Genomic DNA, 17,837 nt, shown 5'->3' with positions numbered 1-17,837 from the left:
AACAGACAAAAAAACCCGATCACCGGACCGGGGCTTTTAATTTTACTTCCCGTTAGTATTTAGCCGGCAACCGGGTATTAATAATGATGTGGCGTCCCTCAAAGCGGATGTACTCGCCAATGGTTAGGTCTTTGAGAATGCGTGCCACCATCTCTCTAGACGCCCCAACGCGATCCGCGATGTCTTGCTGGGTCAGCTTTTCGGGAATATACAGCGTGCCATCGCCGCGCTCCTCGGATAAGTCCATTAACACATTGGCCACTCGGCCATAGACATCCTGCAAGGCCAGGCTCTTCACATCGGCAGTCAACTTACGCACGCGCTGGGACAGATTTTTTACCAGCTGGCGACCAATATTGGGGTGCTGATCGAGGACCCGGTTAAAATCCTCTTTATAGACAATGCAGAAGCTCGATTTCTCAACTGTGCGAACAGAAGCCGAGCGGGTGGAGTCATCGAGCAGGGCAAGCTCTCCAAAATAGTCGCCGGCCCCCTGAGTATTCATAATGAATTCCTTGCCGTTTTTATCTGAGCAGTAAACCTTTACCTTGCCGCTCTCAATAATAAACAACGAATCCGCTGGGTCATTCTCATGAATAACTACCGTATTCTTGGGAAAGGAACGGCTGCTACTGCTCGCCGCCAGCGCTTCGAGCTCTTCCTGAGAAAGACCCTGAAATATTTCAACTTGCTGCAACATTGATGTACCTGATCCCCTGTTAGCTTTGTTCCCTGTAGCTATATGGATAATAGTAACCTAAAGTTTCGCAAAAACGCACCTTATGTCAGCAAAAATCGCAGCTGCTCTACTCTACAGACGGATGAAAACCCAATTACCACAACGCCAATGACCTCGTTATACTCAGCCATGGTAAATAAAAAGGAAGTCTTCGCGCTGTGACCACCAGTTCAAGCCAAAGCACCACTCTTTGGAGCGACCTGCTATTGCGTGCAATGGCAGAGCTGCGCGAGCTCTACAATCCGCTCGAAGATCAACTGGCCGATAGCCAACGTGAGGATTTCGTTCACCTGTTCGACGGCTCGGCAAAGCTGGACGAAATGTTGCAGCAGTCAGCACCCAATCGCCATGACTTGATGAATGTGCTGTCGGCTATTCGCGGTTATGCAGAAATGCTCAGGGAAGACCTCGCCACCGAGCACGCCGAACTGGACTCCGCACTAACCCGGCTACTTAAAGGCATTCAGGCGGCTAACAGTGGCGGTGACACCTCGGAACCCGCGTCGGCAACTCAGCGCACTATCACCACCGAACCCGGCTTTATACTGGCGGTGGACGACCTGCAGGAAAACCGGGAGCTGGTGGCGCGCTACCTGTCCCGTTCAGGACACATCGTCGTCACCGCTGCGGGCGGTGAAGAAGCTCTGCGCAGCCTGGATCAGGCAGATGTCGACGTGGTCCTGCTGGATTTAGTGATGCCAGACATGGACGGCAGAGAGGTGTTGCGGCGAATTAAAGAACATCCGGAGTGGAGAGCGACACCGGTCATCATCATCTCGGGGCGCCAGGACATGGATGGCATTATTGAATGTATCGAAGCTGGAGCTGACGACTACCTGTTCAAACCGTTCAATCCAGTGTTGCTGCAGGCGCGGATTAAAGCCGGTATCGAGCGCAAGCGCTGGCACGACCGGGAACAACTCTATCGACAGCAGCTTGAGCGCAATGAGAAGTTTATTCGCGCCACCTTTGGTCGCTACCTGTCTGACGAAATTGTGACTGATATTCTCGAACGTCCCGAAGGCCTTGAACTGGGGGGCGACCTGCGACGGGTCACCATAATGATGTCTGATATTCGTGGGTTTACCTCCCTCAGCGAACAGCTGGAGCCTGCCCAGGTAGTTTCCTTGATCAATCGCTACCTGGCCGCCATGACAGACATCATCATGGCCTATCACGGGACCATTGATGAATTTATCGGGGATGCCATCCTCGCCGTATTCGGCGCGCCGCAATACCGCGACGACGACGCAGACCGGGCAACGCAGTGCGCATTGGAAATGCAGGCCGCAATGGAAGAAATAAACCGACTTAACCGGGAAGATGGGCTACCGGAAATCACCACTGGTATTGCACTTAATACCGGCGACGTTATCGCCGGCAATATCGGTTCAGAGCGTCGCAGCAAATACGGATTCGTCGGCCACGCCATGAACGTGACCTCGCGCATTGAAGATGTCACCGCTGGCGGCGAAATCCTGATCGCCGACAGCACCCTGCAATCCCTGAACAATCAGTATCGCACCGGCGACAGCCGTGAACTCAAGGTCAAGGGCATAGACGAGTTACTACAGGTTCACCAAATACTGGAGAGTGACCGATGACGGGAACAATCCTGCTGGTAGAAGACAATGAACTGAATCGGGATATGCTCATTCGTCGACTGGTTCGGGCCGGCAAGAAGGTGGTTTCCGCTGCAGACGGCCAGCAAGCACTGGACCTGATGCGCAGCGAAAAGCCGGCGGTGGTGTTGATGGATATGAACCTGCCAATTCTGGATGGATGGACCGCCTGCCGCCAGGCTCGTGCAGATGACACGATCAAGCACATTCCGATAATAGCCCTGACCGCGCATGCCTCAGATGCAGATCGGCTGAACGCGCTGGAGGCCGGATGTGACGATTACGCCACCAAGCCGGTGGATTTTCCGGGATTACTGATCAAAATAGAAAAACTGACCGGCAACTGTTAAGGACCTCCCAAAACACCCATGAGTTTACGCCGCCGATTAACGCTGTCACTGATCACCATCCTGATTTTATTCGCGATCAACGTGGGCACTCACTTTTGGGGCAGTTTTGCCCGAAACGAAAGCATGGAGGCTTACCGCAACTCGGTCACCGCTGCCCGCTTATCCACCGAGGTCGAGGGGCTACTCAACGACCAGCGAAAAACCATTTTGGTGCTGTCCACCATTCGCACCAATGCGGGCGATCAGCTGGATGACGAAGAGACCAAACAGGCCTGGGAACAAATTGATGACATTCGCTTGCGCATTCAACAGTTAGGCAAGTTAAGCCACGATGTCACGCGCTTACACTACGACCGGCTGGATGAAAGCAGTAACATTCTGCTAGAGGAATGGTCGCGCTTTTATCAAAACTACAACAACCCCGATTACCTCTCTACGGTCGATGATCCTGTGCCCTACGTTGCAGCCAGTCAGCGCCTGAAGGAGCTTGAACAGCGCCAGGCTTTCATCGCCACACAGCGGGCCAACATTATCGATCGCACCATTGTACTAACCGACCGCATTACCGTTATTGGCTTTATCGCGTCTATTTTCCTGACCGCTATGCTGGGCTTTTTCCTCGTCCGCTACACCAATCACTCACTCAAGCACCTCAAACGAGGCACCGAGCGAATCGGCAGCGGCGATTTGAGCTACCGAATAGAGAATATCGACGACAGTGGCGAACTGGGGGATCTGGCTAACGCATTTAATGAAATGTCAGACAAGTTGCGTAACGCTATGTACGACGTAAGCAAAGCCAGGGACGCCGCTGACGATGCCAGTGCAGCCAAGAGCATGTTTCTTGCCAATGTATCCCATGAATTACGAACGCCCCTGAACGCCATTATTGGCTATTCGGAAATGCTGCACGATGAGCTATCGGATGAACGAGAGGTCGACAGACCTCAATTCCAACAAGACCTTGATAAGATTATTCGCTCGGGCAGGCAACTACTCACCCTGATTAACGACATTCTGGACTTGTCCAAGATAGAAACCGGCAAAATGGCGCTGCACTGCGAAACATTCCAGCCCGGTGAACTCCTGGAGCAGGCATGTGACTCTATCACCCCGCAATTGCGGGAACGCAACAATCAACTGGAAAAACCTGATTTTGAGTCGCTGCCGACTCTCTATAATGACGCTGCCAAGTTTCGACAGATATTCACTAACCTGCTGAGCAACGCCTGTAAGTTCACCAATGCCGGGTACATTACTGTACTTGCCACCGAGCCTGAGGAGCGTCCCGGCTGGGTCGAAATTGCTGTCCGCGATACCGGAATCGGGATGAATGAGGACCAACAAAATCAGGTGTTTGAGGCTTTCGTACAGGCGGATGCTTCCACCAGCGCCAATTATGGAGGCACGGGTCTGGGACTGGCGATTTGTAGGGATTACTGTCAATTGATGGGGGGAACCATCCGCGTGGAAAGTCAGCCCGGTAACGGCTCTACTTTTACTGTGCTGCTCCCTTCTGACCCAGAGTTAACTCTCGAAGTCGCTTAATCGCTTCATCGCGTTTCTCGAGATCCTCCTTCAAAACAGCGTTACTGCGCTCCACATCGACTTGCCGGCGATGCATGAGCCTGAAGTTTTCTAGCGCTTGCTGCAGAAGTAGCGTTTGCTGGTGAACTTCCATGGATTGCCAGTTCTGGGTATAGAGGTCGCGATAACTCCTGCGGGCGCCACGGGGATCAAAGAACGGACTCTCCTCCAGCGACTTTATGAAGGTGACGGCAATACCCGCCTCCCAATTGGCCTCGGCCGAAGAGTCCAGCCGTCGATAGCGCTCGAAATACTCTATCGCGCCCTCGTAGTCACCGTCGGCGAGCGCGGCAAAGCCCTTATCAAGAAATGTGTAGTCGCGCACTACCGGCTCTACGCAGGTGCATCCCGCGTCTGCAGGCAGGTTCAGCGTGATCTCGGGCACCTGTTCAGAAGCAGGCACCGCTGGCTTTTCGGGGGTTTGCCCACAAGCCTGCAGAATCATCAATATTGAGGCAATACCCGTCAACGAAAGGGAGCGTGAGAACAAAAAGTCCTTCCTCATCTCGGCAAAAAAAGAGAGTGTAGCCTATTCAACGTGCCATTCGCACCCCAGCGGCTCTATTCCGGTCGCATGTGAGGAAATAAAAGCACATCGCGAATAGAAGCTGAGTCGGTAAGAAACATGACCAGGCGATCAATACCAATGCCCTCACCCACGGTAGGCGGAAGTCCATACTCCAGCGCACGAATATAATCGGCGTCGTAATGCATAGCCTCATCGTCACCGGCATCCTTCTCTGCGACCTGTGCCAGAAAACGCTCCGCCTGATCTTCGGGGTCATTCAACTCGGAGAAGCCATTGGCCAACTCGCGACCGCCAATAAAAAATTCAAAGCGGTCGGTGACAAACGGATCGTCGTCGTTACGCCGGGACAGGGGCGAGACCTCGGTTGGATAACGGGTAATAAAGGTTGGCTGGTCCAGCAAGTGCTCTACGGTCTTCTCAAATATTTCGATCTGCACCTTACCGAGCCCCCAGCTCTCCTTTAATGCAATGCCCAGCCCCTTGGCGATATCTCTTGCCTTGCCCTCATCAGCAAGATCCTCTGCGCTGATGTCTGCGTTGTATTGCAAGATGGCATCAAACACCGACAACCGAACAAAAGGCTGGGAGAAGTCGTAGCTGCCTCCCTGGTACTCCACGGTGGTACTGCCAATCACTTCCTGGGTCAGCTTGCGCAACATATCTTCAGTCAGGTCCATCGCATCCTCAAAGGCACCGTAAGCCCAGTAGTACTCGAGCATGGTAAATTCCGGATTGTGTCGGGTAGACAAACCTTCATTGCGAAAACTGCGATTGATCTCGAACACGCGTTCGAAACCGCCCACGGTAAGGCGCTTTAAGTACAGCTCGGGCGCAATACGTAAGTACATATCCTGGTCCAGCGCGTTGTGATGAGTGACAAAGGGCTTGGCCGCAGCTCCGCCGGGAATCACCTGCATCATGGGCGTTTCTACCTCCATGAATCCCCGCTCCATCATATAGTCTCGAATGAACGCGATAATGCGCGAGCGAGTGCGAAACACATTGCGCGACTCCTCGTTAACGATCAGGTCCACATATCGTTGACGGTAACGCATCTCCTGATCCGAGAGCCCATGATACTTGTCGGGCAGCGGCCTGAGCGCTTTGGTTAACAGCCGCGCCTGCTCCATATTGATATACAGATCACCTTTGCCAGACTTATGCAGAGGACCACTGGCGGCAACAATATCACCCAGGTCCCAGGATTTTATCTCGGCGAGAGTTTCCTCATCCAAACCCTTGCGATTGACATACAGCTGAATCTGATCAGAGCCGTCCTGGATCAATAAAAAGGAGCCGCGATTGCGAATCAGTCGACCGGCCACCGAGAAGTGCTTATCTGCCGTCTCCAGTTCTTCCTTGGAGGACTCACCGTACTCTTGTTGCAGCTGGTGGGCCTCGCCGTTGCGACGAAAATCATTGGGGAACGCATTGCGCTTCTCGCGAATAGCGTCCAGTTTGGCGCGACGCTCTGCAATCAGCTTGTTCTCATCCTGCGCTTCGGGTGCCTTGTTCTGCTCACTCATACTCTTTTACTCTCAACACTTGCCCGCCTTCATCTCAGTGCAGGCGGGAAAAAGGTCTGGTAGGTTAAAGCCCGCTTTTTAGCGAAGCCTCTATAAACTGATCCAGGCTGCCGTCGAGCACAGCCTGGGTATTTCTTGTTTCTACGCCAGTGCGCAAATCCTTGATGCGGGCATCATCGAGCACGTAAGAACGAATCTGGCTGCCCCACCCAATGTCTGCCTTGCCATCTTCCATGGCCTGCTTCTCTTCATTTCGTTTGAGCATTTCCATCTCATAAAGCTTCGCCCGCAACAGCTTCATTGCGTTGTCCCTGTTCTGGTGCTGAGAACGCTCGGTCTGGCACTGCACTGCAATGCCAGTAGGGTTATGGGTAAGGCGTACGGCAGAGTCGGTCTTGTTAACGTGCTGCCCACCAGCACCAGATGCGCGATACGTATCAACCCGGAGGTCAGCGGGGTTAATCTCAATGTCGATATTGTCATCGATTTCCGGAGACACAAAGACCGAAGAAAACGAGGTATGTCGGCGATTACCGGAATCAAAAGGTGACTTGCGGACCAGGCGGTGGACACCTGTCTCCGTGCGCAGCCAACCAAACGCGTACTCGCCCTCAAACTTGATCGTCGCGCTCTTGATGCCTGCCACGTCGCCTGCGGATGCCTCCATGAGCTGAGTTTTGAAGCCCTTCGCCTCGCCCCAGCGGAGGTACATGCGGAGCATCATTTCGGCCCAGTCCTGTGCCTCAGTACCACCTGAACCAGACTGAATATCAAGGAACGCATTATTGGCATCCATTTCGCCATCGAACATCCGGCGAAATTCCAGTCGTTCCAGCTGAGCGACAAGGGCATCAATTTCAGAGATAACTTCTGTTAACGTATCCTGGTCGTCTTCTGCGGCAGCCATCTCAAGTAAGTCAGCAGCGTCCGTCGCACCACCTTCCAACTTTTCAATGGTGAGGACGATAGTTTCCAGTGACGAGCGCTCACGGCCCAATTCCTGAGCGCGGCTCGGGTCGTCCCAAACACTGGGCTCTGCCAGCTCCAGCTCTACTTCTGCGAGGCGTTCCTTGCGATTAGCGAAGTCAAAGATACCCCCTAAGCACGTCGGTACGTGCCTCGATGTCTTTCAACGTTTGAATCTGGGGGTTGATCTCAAGCATAGTTCGGCCCGGTTCGATTAAAGGGCGCGCATTTTAACGTAGGGATGGCCTGTGGCCTAGTCCGAATATTGCAAACTGAAGCGGCTTACAAACGGCTGCACCAATCGCTCCAGCTACCCGCATAGAGAACAGGGTCATCCCTGCCCAACAAAGCGAGGGAAAACAGGTTCACACAGGCGGTGACACCGGAACCGCAATAAATAACCAATGACTCTGCTTTAAGGCTCTCCCCCCAATGAACACGTAGCTCCTGCTCAGATAAAACCCTGCCCTGCTGATCGGTGACACTTTGCCAGGGATGATTGACCGCGCCGGGGATATGTCCAGCCACGGGGTCAATAGGCTCTTCCAACCCCCGATAACGTCGCTCCTCTCGAGAATCCACCAGCGTGCAGCCCTCGGATTGCAGGGCACGCAGACCATCAATATCACAAAAGCCTGTCAGACTAACTCCGCCAGTGGCAACCTTGCTCACAGCAATTTCACCTACTGCTGGCACACCGCCCGCTTCCAACCAGGCTCGGTAGCCGCCATTCAGTAGCTTCGGCTGACAGTAACCCAAACTGCGCATCAGCCACCACAACCTTGAGGCATAGGCCAAGCGGGTGTCATCGTAAGCTATTACGCTTGTCGTGGGTCCGATCCCGCAAACTGCCAGGCGCTCCGCCAGCAACAGCGGGTCAGGCAGAGGGTGGCGACCACCCTGCTGCTGCACCGGAGACGACAAATCCTGATTCAGATCCAGGTAGTGCGCCCCCGGGATATGACCGGTCTGGTAGAGCCTGCTGCCTTCAAGTGGGTCTGCAAGCGAGAACCTGCAGTCAACAATGACCGCGTCCCGCTCAGCCAGCAGGTCGTCGGCCTCTATTAACAAATCATCACGCAACGTCACTACTCCCCGGATTGAACTTATATATCCTCGAAATTTCCATGCCTGCCCTTGCCAGACGCAAACCTCGTTGCGCCTGTCACTGTCTCCTTTGAATCGATGACCTGCACGCCGCGGCTGAACTCGTTCGCCATTGCCTCCGGGTAGGGCAGGTCCCATTGCTCGCAGGCGCTGAGTCGATCAGAGCGCAGGCAATTCTGGGGAAAGCCCACTAATTGCCCTGCCAATGATAGAGCAGCCTGCAGTGCACCCCCGTCTGGAACAACCCGGTTGGCCAAACCCATGGACAGCGCCTCCTCGGCAGAAACCGGGCGTCCGGTGAGGATCAAATCCATGGCCCGACTATGACCGATCAACCGGGGCAAGCGCACCGTTCCCCCATCTATCAACGGGACACCCCAGCGTCGGCAGAACACTCCCATCACCGCATTTTGCTCCACCACTCTCAAGTCACACCACAGCGCCAACTCCAAACCACCGGCGACCGCATGGCCGGAAATTGCAGCAATTACCGGCTTGCCAAGTAACATACGCGAAGGCCCCATAGGGCCATTTCCAAGCTCCGAAAGGGGATTAATGCCCTCCTGGGCCGCAACGGCTTTAAGGTCGGCACCCGCACAGAACGTGCCGTTCGCGCCGTAAAATACCGCCACATCACTACCCTCATCCCGATCAAAAGCGTGAAACGCCTCTGCCAGAGCGCTAGCGGTTGGCCCGTCTACCGCGTTTCGTACTTGCGGGCGACTCAGGGTGATCACAGTGATGCGCCCCTGTGTCACGATCGATACGCTCATTGACTCACTCCAGGCTAAAGACCATCAGTTTAGGAACCCGCATCAGACTGCACAAGTTTTGCGCTAGGAATCATGGGGCAAAAAAAACAGTCAATTGTGTTTGTTTTAATTCAAGGGCCATGATAGTTTTCTTTCACACCTAATAAATGTCATTTGTTCGAGAACCGGTTGGTCGCTCCTGCAGAGTCCAATATCCAGGCCTTCGATACATCAAACTCAACCTTTGTGCGGGACGACATAATAACGATGGGAAAAAGCGACAGATTAGACGTCTACTTCGTAGCCGGCGGCAAGTATCACAATATCGACTATGCCCGCCTGGAGATACTGAAACTCCTGGCAGACCAGCCGCGCCTGAAAGTATCAGTAGGCGCTGACTATTCAGACATTGAAACTATTTGCGCGGCAGATTTTGTCATCACGTACACCTGCGACGTCATGCCCAGCGCTGCGGAGACCGAAAAGCTGTGCGAATACATGCAAGCTGGTGGTCGCTGGTTTGCACTGCACGGCACCAATTCCATTCTGCGTTTCCTGGAGGATGGCAGCGTTGATTGTCCGCGTGAGAATGACGCATTCATGGATATGTTAGGTAGCCAGTTTCTCTCCCACCCGCCTATACAACCTTATGATGTGGAAGTGAGTGCGCCCGACCATCCACTGGTCAAGGACATCTCAACCTTTACTGTGGATGACGAACTCTACCTGAGCGAACATCACGGTGAGCAAACTATGCTGTTGCACACCCATTGGAACGGTGTCACCGAATCCTTTGTACACGATCAGTGGACCAGCGATGAGCCCCGGTCCTGTATGTATCTTCGCCCCTACGGTGACGGCGAAGTACTTTATTTAACCCTGGGGCACTGTCGCGGCAAGTACGATATGCAGCCCCATATTGAAGAATATCCAGAGCCCGAGTTCGGTGCCTGGAAAACCACGGAGTACTACGAGTTATTGCGCCGTGGCATCCGCTGGGCAATGAATACGCTATAAGCGCCCGGTTCCAACGCATACAAATAACAAGCCAACTTACACGATCCAATGAGGAGATCAGCATGAGCCTGGACAAAGAGGACCTGCTGCGCGCATATCGCATGATGAAAACCATCCGCGAATTTGAAGAGCGCGCTCACACCGAAATCATGAACGGCCAGATCGCTGGCTTCACCCATCTTTACACTGGACAGGAAGCCAATGCCGTCGGCATTTGTGAGCATCTCTCCGATGAAGACGCCATCATCAGCACCCATAGGGGACACGGGCACTGTATCGCCAAAGGCGCGGACGTACCGGGGATGATGAAAGAACTCTGGGGCTCCTCTGAAGGCCTTTGTAAAGGCAAGGGCGGCAGCATGCACGTTGCCGATGTCGACAAAGGCATCCTGGGCGCAAACGGAATCGTTGCCGGCGGGCCTCCCATTTCTGTGGGCGCAGCACTGGCCGCCAAGATCCGCAAAAATGGCAAGGTCGCCATTTCGTTCTCTGGCGATGGTTCTGTCAACCAGGGCACCTGCTTCGAAGCTATGAATCTCGCGGTCGTGCTCAAAGTTCCTGCCGTATTTGTTATCGAAAACAACTATTACTCGGAACACACCAACATCAGTTATGCCGTCGGTTGTGACGATTTAAAAGCCCGTACTGAAGCGTTTGGATTTCCGGTATTTGTAGCGGACGGTGCTGATTTTTTCTCCGTTTATGAGGCTGCAGGCAAAGCCATCGAACACGCCCGCTCAGGCAAAGGCCCCGCCGGAGTTTTCGCGGAGACAGGACGATTCCACGGTCACTTTGTCGGCGACCCACAATACTATCGCGCCGAGGGTGAATTAGAGGACTTGCGAGAGAACTCTGATTGCCTGAAAAATTTCCGCGCTCGCATGGCGGATACCGGTGAGATATCAGCAGAAGAGCTGGACGCAGTCGATGCCGAGGTAATGGCTGTCATCGAGCAGTCCGTTGTCGATGCCAAGGCTGCTGCACGACCAACACCAGAGCAGGTAACTGCTGACGTTTACATCAACTATGGCGCAGCCAGCTGAAACCGGGAGAATAATCATGGCCGAGAAAACAATGCGAGATGCCATCAACGAAGCCCTGCACCAGGCGATGGCAGCCGACGACTCAGTATTCGTCATTGGTGAAGATGTAGCCGGCTGCAACGGTGCGCCGGGTGAAACCGGCACCGTGGGCGGCGTATTTGGCGTTACATCAGGCCTCTACCAGGCCTTTGGACCAGACCGCTGTATCGATACCCCCATTTCCGAGTCGGCGATCGTGGGCGCAGCCTCGGGTGCCGCACTCATGGGCATGAGGCCTGTCGCTGAAATCATGTTCGCCGATTTTATTGGCGTTTGCATGGACCAGATCGTCAACCAAATGGGTAAGTTTCGCTACATGTTTGGTGGCAAAAGCCGCTGTCCTGCGGTGATTCGCTTTGCCGCCGGCGGTGGCTTTAGCGCCGCGGGTCAGCATAGTCAGTCTATGTACCAGGTGATGACTTCCTTTCCCGGACTGAAGGTCGTTATTCCTTCCAACGCCTACGACGCCAAAGGTTTGATGCTTCAGGCCATTCAGGACGATGACCCGGTACTGTTCTTCGAACCTAAGGTACTTTACCAAGAGGCCTGCGAGGTCCCCGACGAGATGTATACCATTCCCTTTGGAGAAGCCTCCTTTTTGCGTGAGGGCGACGACTGCACCGTCGTTGCCTTCGGCCAGATGGTACCCAAGGCTGCCCAGGCGATCGACGCACTGGAAGCCGAAGGCATCAGCTGCGACCTCATTGATCCACGCACCAGTTCGCCGCTGGACACCAACGCAATTCTTGAGAGTGTCGAGGCCACCGGCAGACTGGTGGTAGTGGACGAGGCACCACCTCGCTGCGGCCTAACTGCCGATATCGCCGCGCTTGCCGCAGACAAAGCATTTAGCTCGCTCAAGGGTCCGATCAAGCAGGTTTGTGCGCCGCACAGCCCTACCCCGTTCTCTCCTGAGTTGGAAGCTTCCTACATACCAGACTCGAGCAAAATCATCGCCGCAATCAAGGGGACCATGGCATGAGCGAGATTTACGCCATTGCAGTGCCCAAGTGGGGCATTGAAATGATCGAAGGCACCGTGAATGTCTGGAACAAAGCGGTGGGCGATAGCGTCACCAAAGGTGAAGAAATCCTTGAAATGGAATCTGACAAGATCGTAAACGTCTGGGAATCGCCGGTTGATGGGGTATTACGCCGTATCGTCGCCGAAGAAGGCGACGCTCATCCGGTGGGCGCCTTGTTGGGCATCATCGCTGATGCTGCCATTGATGATGCCGCCATCGACGCGTTTATTGCTGACTTTTCGGGCGCCGCTGAAAGTGGGTCTGCAGAAGCTAAACCAGCAGAGGCCAGTGCCCCTGCTGCGGCGCCGGGTGGCGATGCAGCAACGCGATCGACCCCCGCGGTACGCAAACTCGCCCAGGAGCTCGAAGTCGACCTGAATGGGGTTACCGGTACCGGGCGTCGCGGACGCATCACCGAAGATGATGTTCGCGCTGCTGCCAGCGCAGGCGATGCGGGCGGCACCGCCGCTAATGTTGAAGTCATTCCCCTGTCTGCGACACGCCAGACAATTGCCAAGCGCCTCACCGAAGCAAAGCAGCAAATACCCCACTACTACCTGACCGTCGAATACGACCTGGACGGACTGCTCGCGCACCGGGCATCACACAACGCCTCGGACGATACACGCATTTCAGTGAATGACCTCATCGTCAGCTGCGTCTCCAAGGCATTAATGCGCGAACCAAAACTTAATATCAATATGATTGATAACGCTATTCACCAATTCAGCGACGCTAACGTATCCGTTGCCATCGCAACCGATGACGGCCTATACCCCGCGACCATTCGCGCGGCTCAAAACCTGTCTGCTGCAGAAATTGCTCAGGCAACGGCAGCTCTGGCCCAGAAAGCCAAAGACGGCAAGCTGACGCGAGAAGATCTCAGTGACGGCAGTTTCACTGTCTCGAACCTGGGCATGTTTGGAGTCAGCAGCTTCACCGCCATTATTAATCCCCCTATGGGTGCAATTCTTGCGCTTGGTAAAGCGGAACAAAAGCCGGTGGTGAAGGATGGGGAAATTGGCATTGCCACGCGAATCAGCGCCACCCTCGCCTGCGATCACCGGGTGATCGATGGTGCAGTCGGTGCTCGATTTCTGCAGGTACTGGGCGAAGAGATCGCCAACCTGAGCTAAATCAGGGCACCCGCCAGGGTGCCTCTGTTCGCTTGGCATCTTGCCCGAGTGCTGCGTTACAATGCGCCCCTTCTCGCAACTGGGCACACGCTCCCATGAACAATCCGGACAAGCAAAAGGTGGGCTTTATCAGCCTGGGCTGCCCCAAAGCCCTGGTGGATTCAGAACGCATTCTCACCCAGCTCAAGATGGACGGTTACGACATCGTACCCAGCTACCAGGACGCCGAAGTCGTGGTGGTGAACACCTGTGGTTTTATCGACAGCGCCAAGCAGGAGTCGTTGGACGCTATTGGCGAAGCAATAAGCGAAAACGGCAAAGTGATTGTTACTGGCTGCATGGGCAAGGGCGATGATGCCAATTCGATCATGGAGTTACACCCCAAGGTACTTGCCGTGAGTGGCCCGGCCGCCTATGAAGAAGTAGTCGGCGCTGTGCACGAATACGTGCCCCCAAACCCACACCACGATCCCTACACCGATCTGGTGCCCCCTCAGGGCATAAAGCTGACACCCCGTCATTATGCCTATCTGAAAATATCCGAGGGCTGCAACCATCGCTGCAGTTTCTGCATCATTCCAGACATGAGGGGTGATCTGGTAAGTCGCCCTATCGGCGATGTCATGGAAGAGGCAGAAAGACTGGTGCGCGCTGGCGTGAGGGAGCTACTGGTGATTTCACAGGACACCAGTGCCTATGGCATCGATACTAAATTTCGCACCGGGTTCTGGAACGGAAGACCGCTGAAAACCCATATGCAACAGCTGTGCGAAGCCCTCGCTGATTTTGGTGTCTGGGTCAGGCTTCATTACGTGTATCCCTATCCGCACGTGGACAAGGTCATTCCACTCATGGCCGAGGGCAAGATACTTCCCTATCTCGATGTTCCTTTACAACACGGCAGCCCCGACGTGCTCAAACGCATGAAGCGCCCCGCCGCAGCCGAAAAGTCGCTGGAACGCATTCAAGCCTGGCGGTCGGTCTGTCCTGATATCACTTTGCGCAGTACCTTCATCGTGGGCTTTCCCGGCGAGACCGATAAGGACTTTGACATCCTGCTGGACTTCATCGACGAAGCCCAGTTAGATCGAGTAGGCTGTTTCCAGTACTCTCCAGTGAAGGGAGCCAGGGCCAACGACCTCCCGAATCACGTGCCCGAAGAACTAAAGCAGGAGCGCTGGGAGCGTTTCATGGCACTACAGCAAGAAATTAGTACTGCCAAGCTGCAACAAAAGTTGGGCTCCACGATCGAGATATTAATCGACGAAGTGGATAGCGAGGGAGCGATCGGGCGCTCAGCAGCAGACGCGCCAGAGATAGATGGCAAGGTGTTCCTCGATGGAGTCACTGACCTTAATCCGGGTGACCTGGTTGAAGCTGAAGTAACCGCAGCCAACGAATACGACCTCTGGGCAGGTTAAGGCCATTGAACCTGCTCCTGTTCTCCGCCAAAGACCGCAACGAAAACGGTCAACTGCAAATAACTGGCGCCAGGCTCGAGCATTTGCTGGCTGTTCATGGCAAAGACAGCGGAGATACCGTGCGGGTCGGTGAGATCAATGGCGGCATGGGCAACGCAACCATCATCAGCATCGATAAAACTGCAGCAGTACTGGAGCCGGTGCTGGATCAACAAGCGCCTGCCAAGCTGCCTCTAACGCTTGTCGTGGCGCTACCCAGACCAAAAATGCTGCGCAGAATTTTGCGCTCAACAGCAGAGTTTGGGGTGGAAGAGTTACACTTGATCAATAGTTATCGAGTAGAAAAGAGCTTCTGGCAGACGCCGGTTCTGCAACCAGAGGTCATCGAGCAATACCTGTTACAGGGCCTGGAGCAATCCCGCGACACTTGCCTGCCAGCCGTTCACCTACACAAACGATTCAAGCCTTTCGTAGAGGACGAACTACCTGTTCTCGTGCCTGGCAAACAGGCTTTACTTGCCCACCCTGGCGACTACCCGCGCTGTCCGCGCGGCGTCGCAATGCCAACGCTACTTTTTATCGGGCCAGAGGGTGGTTTCATACCTTACGAGATTGAAAAGCTGGAAAGTGCTGGCTGTCAGACAGTGAGCCTGGGGCCTCGCATCCTCCGGGTGGAGAATGCGGTCACCAGCTTAATTGGCAGGCTGTTTTAGCGAAGCCTTAAAAGTTGTACTGCAATTCCAACCCGTACATGCGCGGTGCCACCGGCACAAAGCCGCCAATACCCGATGATTCCACCAGCGCAGTCCCACCAATAAAATAGTCCTCATCAGTTAGGTTGGTGCCATAAAGCCCCCCGGTCCACTTGCCCTCTGGCGAAACCCAGCCAATACGACCACTCAGCTCGAACTGTTCATCTGCCAACCACAGGCCGGTTCTGCAACTGGCGGTTTGTGTAATCCATATTGAAGATAGCGCTGTTGATTCTTAAGCGTCTATCCAAAAAATCCAGCTTGAATCCAAACTCCCAGTTCTCAACTTCTTATTTACTCAATCGATAACGCTTGCCAGTAAGTACCTTTAATGATGTTCGGCGTTGCGAAAATCATGGAAGACTGTGGATGCAACCGCCACCACAAGGGGCACTGCGACGCGTCTGATGCAGCATCGCAGAGCGAGCCGAGGCTCGATGAATTCGACAGCGACTTCTAATCAGATCACGCCAGCCGGACAGCTGACCCCGATTCCTCCAAGCCCGCAGTACCCGTTCACGTTTTTCGCAAGGTATTGCTGGTGGTAGTCTTCGGCGTAGTAAAATTCGGGGGCTGGCAAAATTTCGGTAGTAATCTCGCCGTATCCAGCCTTGGAGACCGCGCCCTGAAATTCGAGCTTTGAGTTTTGCGCCAGCTCGAGTTGTTCGTCCGAGAAGGTATAGATTCCCGAACGATATTGCGTGCCCATATCGTTGCCCTGACGCATACCCTGAGTAGGGTTATGTCCTTCCCAAAAGGTCTGGAGCAGCTGCTGATAGCTTATCTTCGCCGGGTCATAAACCACTTGTACTACTTCGTTATGACCGGTCCTGCCGCTGCACACCTCCTGATAAGTAGGATTGGGCGTGACTCCGGCGGCATAGCCGGCAGCGGTGGAGTATACGCCCGGCAGTTGCCAGAACATTCGCTCCACACCCCAGAAACAGCCCATACCGAAGACGGCATATTGTAGACCTTCCGGGAAGGGGCCTGCCAAGGTGTTACCGTTCACATAATGACTGGCAGGCACCGGCATGGCCTCTGGTCTCCCGGGCAAAGCAGTTTCAGTGGTAGGGATTGCGCGCTTTTTACGAATATCGAAAAGGGTCATTTCAGCTCCAGAATTAAGACAGATTTGCATTATTGGTTGATTGAGATAGAGTAGACACCCTTACCGGCACAAAATTCAAGTCGCCGGACCCGCCGGCTAGACCCCGTCACATCCCTGTCATATACATGGATAAAGCCAAAATCGTCCACCGACGAGACGTTTGGCCCAGACTTAATCAGCTACCGGGTGTAAAAAAATAGAGAGAAAAATGACTACACAAAGTAATGAATTTAATGCCAGTGAGCTCTGCAGCCGCAAGCTTTGGCAGCTGGTGAACGAGCAGCGTGAAGCGAAGGTCACCGACACTCAACTGGCCGCCGCCATTGAAGAACTCACCGCGCGCAGGCACTACCTGGAAGAATTAACCCGCAAAGGTAAACTCCAGTCTAACCGCTGAGTGCACGCGCCCAGGGGCGCAGCTAAAAACATGGCACGACTCCCCTCCCGACGCTCTTCGCGTACTGAAATAGACAGCTTCCTGCGCAAGAGCAAGAACATCGCCACTGTCCGCGAGCAGCAGCCCCGCCTGATATTCGCCATTGACGCCACTGCAAGCCGACAACCCACCTGGGATCAGGCAAGTCATCTGCAACGGGAAATGTTTGTGGCTGCTCAGCAAGACAACACCCTGTGCGTGCAGCTGTGCTATTTTCGCGGATTTGCTGACTTTAAAGCGGCTCAATGGACCACCGATTCCGAAAAACTGGCACGACAAATGTCCCAGGTTTCCTGCGAAGGGGGCCACACCCAGATAGAACGACTCTTGCGTCACGCCCTCTCAGAACACCAAAAAAATTCCCTGAAAGCCCTGGTATTCATCGGCGATGCATTGGAAGAAAACGCGGATACGCTGTGCCAGTTGGCAGGGCAATGTGGCATGCTCAAACTGCCTTTGTTCATCTTTCAGGAGGGCCAGCTAGCCGACGCCAAACACTGCTTTACCAGCATGGCCAGCCTGAGCAAAGGCGCCTGGGCCAGCTTCGACAGCAACAGCTCTAGTACCCTGGCCTCGCTGCTGGGAGCGGTTGCCGGTTTTGCCTCAGGCGGCCTCACGGCACTTGAACAGCAGGGCACTGAGGGTGCTAAACTGCTACTTAAGCAACTAAAACACTGAGA

The 17,837-nt window shown here is 54.3% G+C and carries 19 protein-coding genes; 11 read left to right on the top strand and 8 right to left on the bottom strand.

Features of this window, described 5'->3' with window-relative positions:
- Positions 1 to 52: 52 nt before the first annotated feature.
- Complete coding sequence (locus tag EYC87_RS01690; RefSeq protein ID WP_007227278.1) at positions 53 to 700, bottom strand: Crp/Fnr family transcriptional regulator; 648 nt, start codon at positions 698 to 700, stop codon at positions 53 to 55.
- A gap of 197 nt (positions 701 to 897) precedes the next feature.
- On the opposite strand from EYC87_RS01690, the gene EYC87_RS01685 reads away from it, so the two are divergent.
- From EYC87_RS01685 to EYC87_RS01675, 3 genes are read left to right on the top strand one after another with little or no spacing between them, the layout of a single operon-like run.
- A complete protein-coding gene (locus tag EYC87_RS01685; protein WP_279251331.1) occupies positions 898 to 2,343 on the top strand; it encodes an adenylate/guanylate cyclase domain-containing protein in 1,446 nt (481 codons plus the stop codon).
- Positions 2,340 to 2,711 (top strand): response regulator, encoded by a 372-nt coding sequence (locus EYC87_RS01680; RefSeq protein WP_279251330.1) that lies wholly within the window; start codon positions 2,340 to 2,342, stop codon positions 2,709 to 2,711. Before EYC87_RS01685 ends, EYC87_RS01680 begins: the two co-directional genes overlap by 4 nt.
- Before the next feature lie 18 nt (positions 2,712 to 2,729).
- Entirely contained in the window at positions 2,730 to 4,259 is a 1,530-nt protein-coding gene (locus tag EYC87_RS01675; protein WP_279251329.1) for a sensor histidine kinase, read from the top strand.
- Here the strand turns inward: EYC87_RS01675 and EYC87_RS01670 are convergent.
- The 5 genes from EYC87_RS01670 to EYC87_RS01650 all read right to left on the bottom strand — a co-directional run bounded on the left by EYC87_RS01670 (position 4,210) and on the right by EYC87_RS01650 (position 9,199).
- Entirely contained in the window at positions 4,210 to 4,788 is a 579-nt protein-coding gene (locus EYC87_RS01670) for a hypothetical protein (RefSeq protein ID WP_279251328.1), read from the bottom strand. The genes EYC87_RS01675 and EYC87_RS01670 overlap by 50 nt on opposite strands.
- Before the next feature lie 71 nt (positions 4,789 to 4,859).
- Positions 4,860 to 6,353, bottom strand: coding sequence for a lysine--tRNA ligase (lysS, locus tag EYC87_RS01665; RefSeq protein WP_279251327.1), 1,494 nt, complete (start codon positions 6,351 to 6,353; stop codon positions 4,860 to 4,862).
- A 64-nt stretch (positions 6,354 to 6,417) separates the two neighbouring features.
- A protein-coding gene (prfB, locus tag EYC87_RS01660) for a peptide chain release factor 2 (RefSeq protein WP_279251326.1) occupies positions 6,418 to 7,516 on the bottom strand; the annotation gives its coding sequence in 2 pieces (ribosomal slippage) (positions 6,418 to 7,440 and positions 7,442 to 7,516; 1,098 coding nt in all).
- An 85-nt stretch (positions 7,517 to 7,601) separates the two neighbouring features.
- Positions 7,602 to 8,408, bottom strand: a complete 807-nt coding sequence (locus EYC87_RS01655; protein ID WP_279251325.1) for a sulfurtransferase — start codon at positions 8,406 to 8,408, stop codon at positions 7,602 to 7,604.
- A gap of 17 nt (positions 8,409 to 8,425) precedes the next feature.
- The gene (locus EYC87_RS01650; RefSeq protein ID WP_279251324.1) at positions 8,426 to 9,199 is read right to left on the bottom strand and encodes a crotonase/enoyl-CoA hydratase family protein; all 774 of its coding nucleotides are present in this window, start codon (positions 9,197 to 9,199) and stop codon (positions 8,426 to 8,428) included.
- A 246-nt stretch (positions 9,200 to 9,445) separates the two neighbouring features.
- Between EYC87_RS01650 and EYC87_RS01645 the strand changes: the two genes are divergently transcribed.
- From EYC87_RS01645 to EYC87_RS01620, 6 genes are all read left to right on the top strand, one after another.
- Positions 9,446 to 10,195, top strand: a complete 750-nt coding sequence (locus tag EYC87_RS01645) for a ThuA domain-containing protein (protein WP_007227333.1) — start codon at positions 9,446 to 9,448, stop codon at positions 10,193 to 10,195.
- Positions 10,196 to 10,257: 62 nt separating this feature from the next.
- Positions 10,258 to 11,238, top strand: a complete 981-nt coding sequence (locus tag EYC87_RS01640; RefSeq protein ID WP_279251323.1) for a thiamine pyrophosphate-dependent dehydrogenase E1 component subunit alpha — start codon at positions 10,258 to 10,260, stop codon at positions 11,236 to 11,238.
- Between the two features lie 16 nt (positions 11,239 to 11,254).
- Positions 11,255 to 12,259 (top strand): alpha-ketoacid dehydrogenase subunit beta, encoded by a 1,005-nt coding sequence (locus EYC87_RS01635; RefSeq protein WP_007227224.1) that lies wholly within the window; start codon positions 11,255 to 11,257, stop codon positions 12,257 to 12,259.
- Entirely contained in the window at positions 12,256 to 13,437 is a 1,182-nt protein-coding gene (locus EYC87_RS01630; RefSeq protein WP_279251322.1) for a dihydrolipoamide acetyltransferase family protein, read from the top strand. Before EYC87_RS01635 ends, EYC87_RS01630 begins: the two co-directional genes overlap by 4 nt.
- A 95-nt stretch (positions 13,438 to 13,532) precedes the next feature.
- Positions 13,533 to 14,858, top strand: a complete 1,326-nt coding sequence (gene rimO / locus EYC87_RS01625) for a 30S ribosomal protein S12 methylthiotransferase RimO (RefSeq protein WP_279251321.1) — start codon at positions 13,533 to 13,535, stop codon at positions 14,856 to 14,858.
- Between the two features lie 5 nt (positions 14,859 to 14,863).
- On the top strand, positions 14,864 to 15,571 hold the full coding sequence (locus tag EYC87_RS01620; protein ID WP_279251320.1) for a 16S rRNA (uracil(1498)-N(3))-methyltransferase: 708 nt from the start codon (positions 14,864 to 14,866) through the stop codon (positions 15,569 to 15,571).
- 7 nt (positions 15,572 to 15,578) lie between these two features.
- Here EYC87_RS01620 and EYC87_RS01615 read toward each other — a convergent pair whose 3' ends face one another.
- Positions 15,579 to 15,782, bottom strand: a complete 204-nt coding sequence (locus EYC87_RS01615) for a hypothetical protein (RefSeq protein WP_279251319.1) — start codon at positions 15,780 to 15,782, stop codon at positions 15,579 to 15,581.
- A 288-nt stretch (positions 15,783 to 16,070) separates the two neighbouring features.
- On the bottom strand, positions 16,071 to 16,721 hold the full coding sequence (gene msrA / locus EYC87_RS01610; RefSeq protein WP_279251318.1) for a peptide-methionine (S)-S-oxide reductase MsrA: 651 nt from the start codon (positions 16,719 to 16,721) through the stop codon (positions 16,071 to 16,073).
- Between the two features lie 208 nt (positions 16,722 to 16,929).
- Here msrA and EYC87_RS01605 point away from each other — a divergent pair, with 208 nt between their 5' ends.
- Both EYC87_RS01605 and EYC87_RS01600 read left to right on the top strand, forming a co-directional pair.
- The gene (locus tag EYC87_RS01605; protein ID WP_279251317.1) at positions 16,930 to 17,118 is read left to right on the top strand and encodes a hypothetical protein; all 189 of its coding nucleotides are present in this window, start codon (positions 16,930 to 16,932) and stop codon (positions 17,116 to 17,118) included.
- Between the two features lie 30 nt (positions 17,119 to 17,148).
- Entirely contained in the window at positions 17,149 to 17,835 is a 687-nt protein-coding gene (locus tag EYC87_RS01600) for a VWA domain-containing protein (protein ID WP_279251316.1), read from the top strand.
- The last annotated feature ends 2 nt before the right edge of the window (positions 17,836 to 17,837 follow it).

Source organism: Candidatus Seongchinamella marina (assembly GCF_026262685.1).
GTDB classification, from domain to species: Bacteria; Pseudomonadota; Gammaproteobacteria; order Pseudomonadales; family Halieaceae; genus Halioglobus; species Halioglobus marinus.
This window is presented reverse-complemented; position numbering and strand designations above follow the sequence as displayed.

Coding starts and splice junctions, on each gene's coding strand:
- EYC87_RS01690 (WP_007227278.1), bottom strand. CDS start 700: ATGTTGCAGCAAGTTGAAATATTTCAGGGTCTTTCTCAGGAAGAGCTC.
- EYC87_RS01680 (WP_279251330.1), top strand. CDS start 2,340: ATGACGGGAACAATCCTGCTGGTAGAAGACAATGAACTGAATCGGGAT.
- EYC87_RS01675 (WP_279251329.1), top strand. CDS start 2,730: ATGAGTTTACGCCGCCGATTAACGCTGTCACTGATCACCATCCTGATT.
- lysS (WP_279251327.1), bottom strand. CDS start 6,353: ATGAGTGAGCAGAACAAGGCACCCGAAGCGCAGGATGAGAACAAGCTG.
- EYC87_RS01650 (WP_279251324.1), bottom strand. CDS start 9,199: ATGAGCGTATCGATCGTGACACAGGGGCGCATCACTGTGATCACCCTG.
- EYC87_RS01645 (WP_007227333.1), top strand. CDS start 9,446: ATGGGAAAAAGCGACAGATTAGACGTCTACTTCGTAGCCGGCGGCAAG.
- EYC87_RS01640 (WP_279251323.1), top strand. CDS start 10,258: ATGAGCCTGGACAAAGAGGACCTGCTGCGCGCATATCGCATGATGAAA.
- EYC87_RS01635 (WP_007227224.1), top strand. CDS start 11,255: ATGGCCGAGAAAACAATGCGAGATGCCATCAACGAAGCCCTGCACCAG.
- EYC87_RS01630 (WP_279251322.1), top strand. CDS start 12,256: ATGAGCGAGATTTACGCCATTGCAGTGCCCAAGTGGGGCATTGAAATG.
- rimO (WP_279251321.1), top strand. CDS start 13,533: ATGAACAATCCGGACAAGCAAAAGGTGGGCTTTATCAGCCTGGGCTGC.
- msrA (WP_279251318.1), bottom strand. CDS start 16,721: ATGACCCTTTTCGATATTCGTAAAAAGCGCGCAATCCCTACCACTGAA.
- EYC87_RS01605 (WP_279251317.1), top strand. CDS start 16,930: ATGACTACACAAAGTAATGAATTTAATGCCAGTGAGCTCTGCAGCCGC.
- EYC87_RS01600 (WP_279251316.1), top strand. CDS start 17,149: ATGGCACGACTCCCCTCCCGACGCTCTTCGCGTACTGAAATAGACAGC.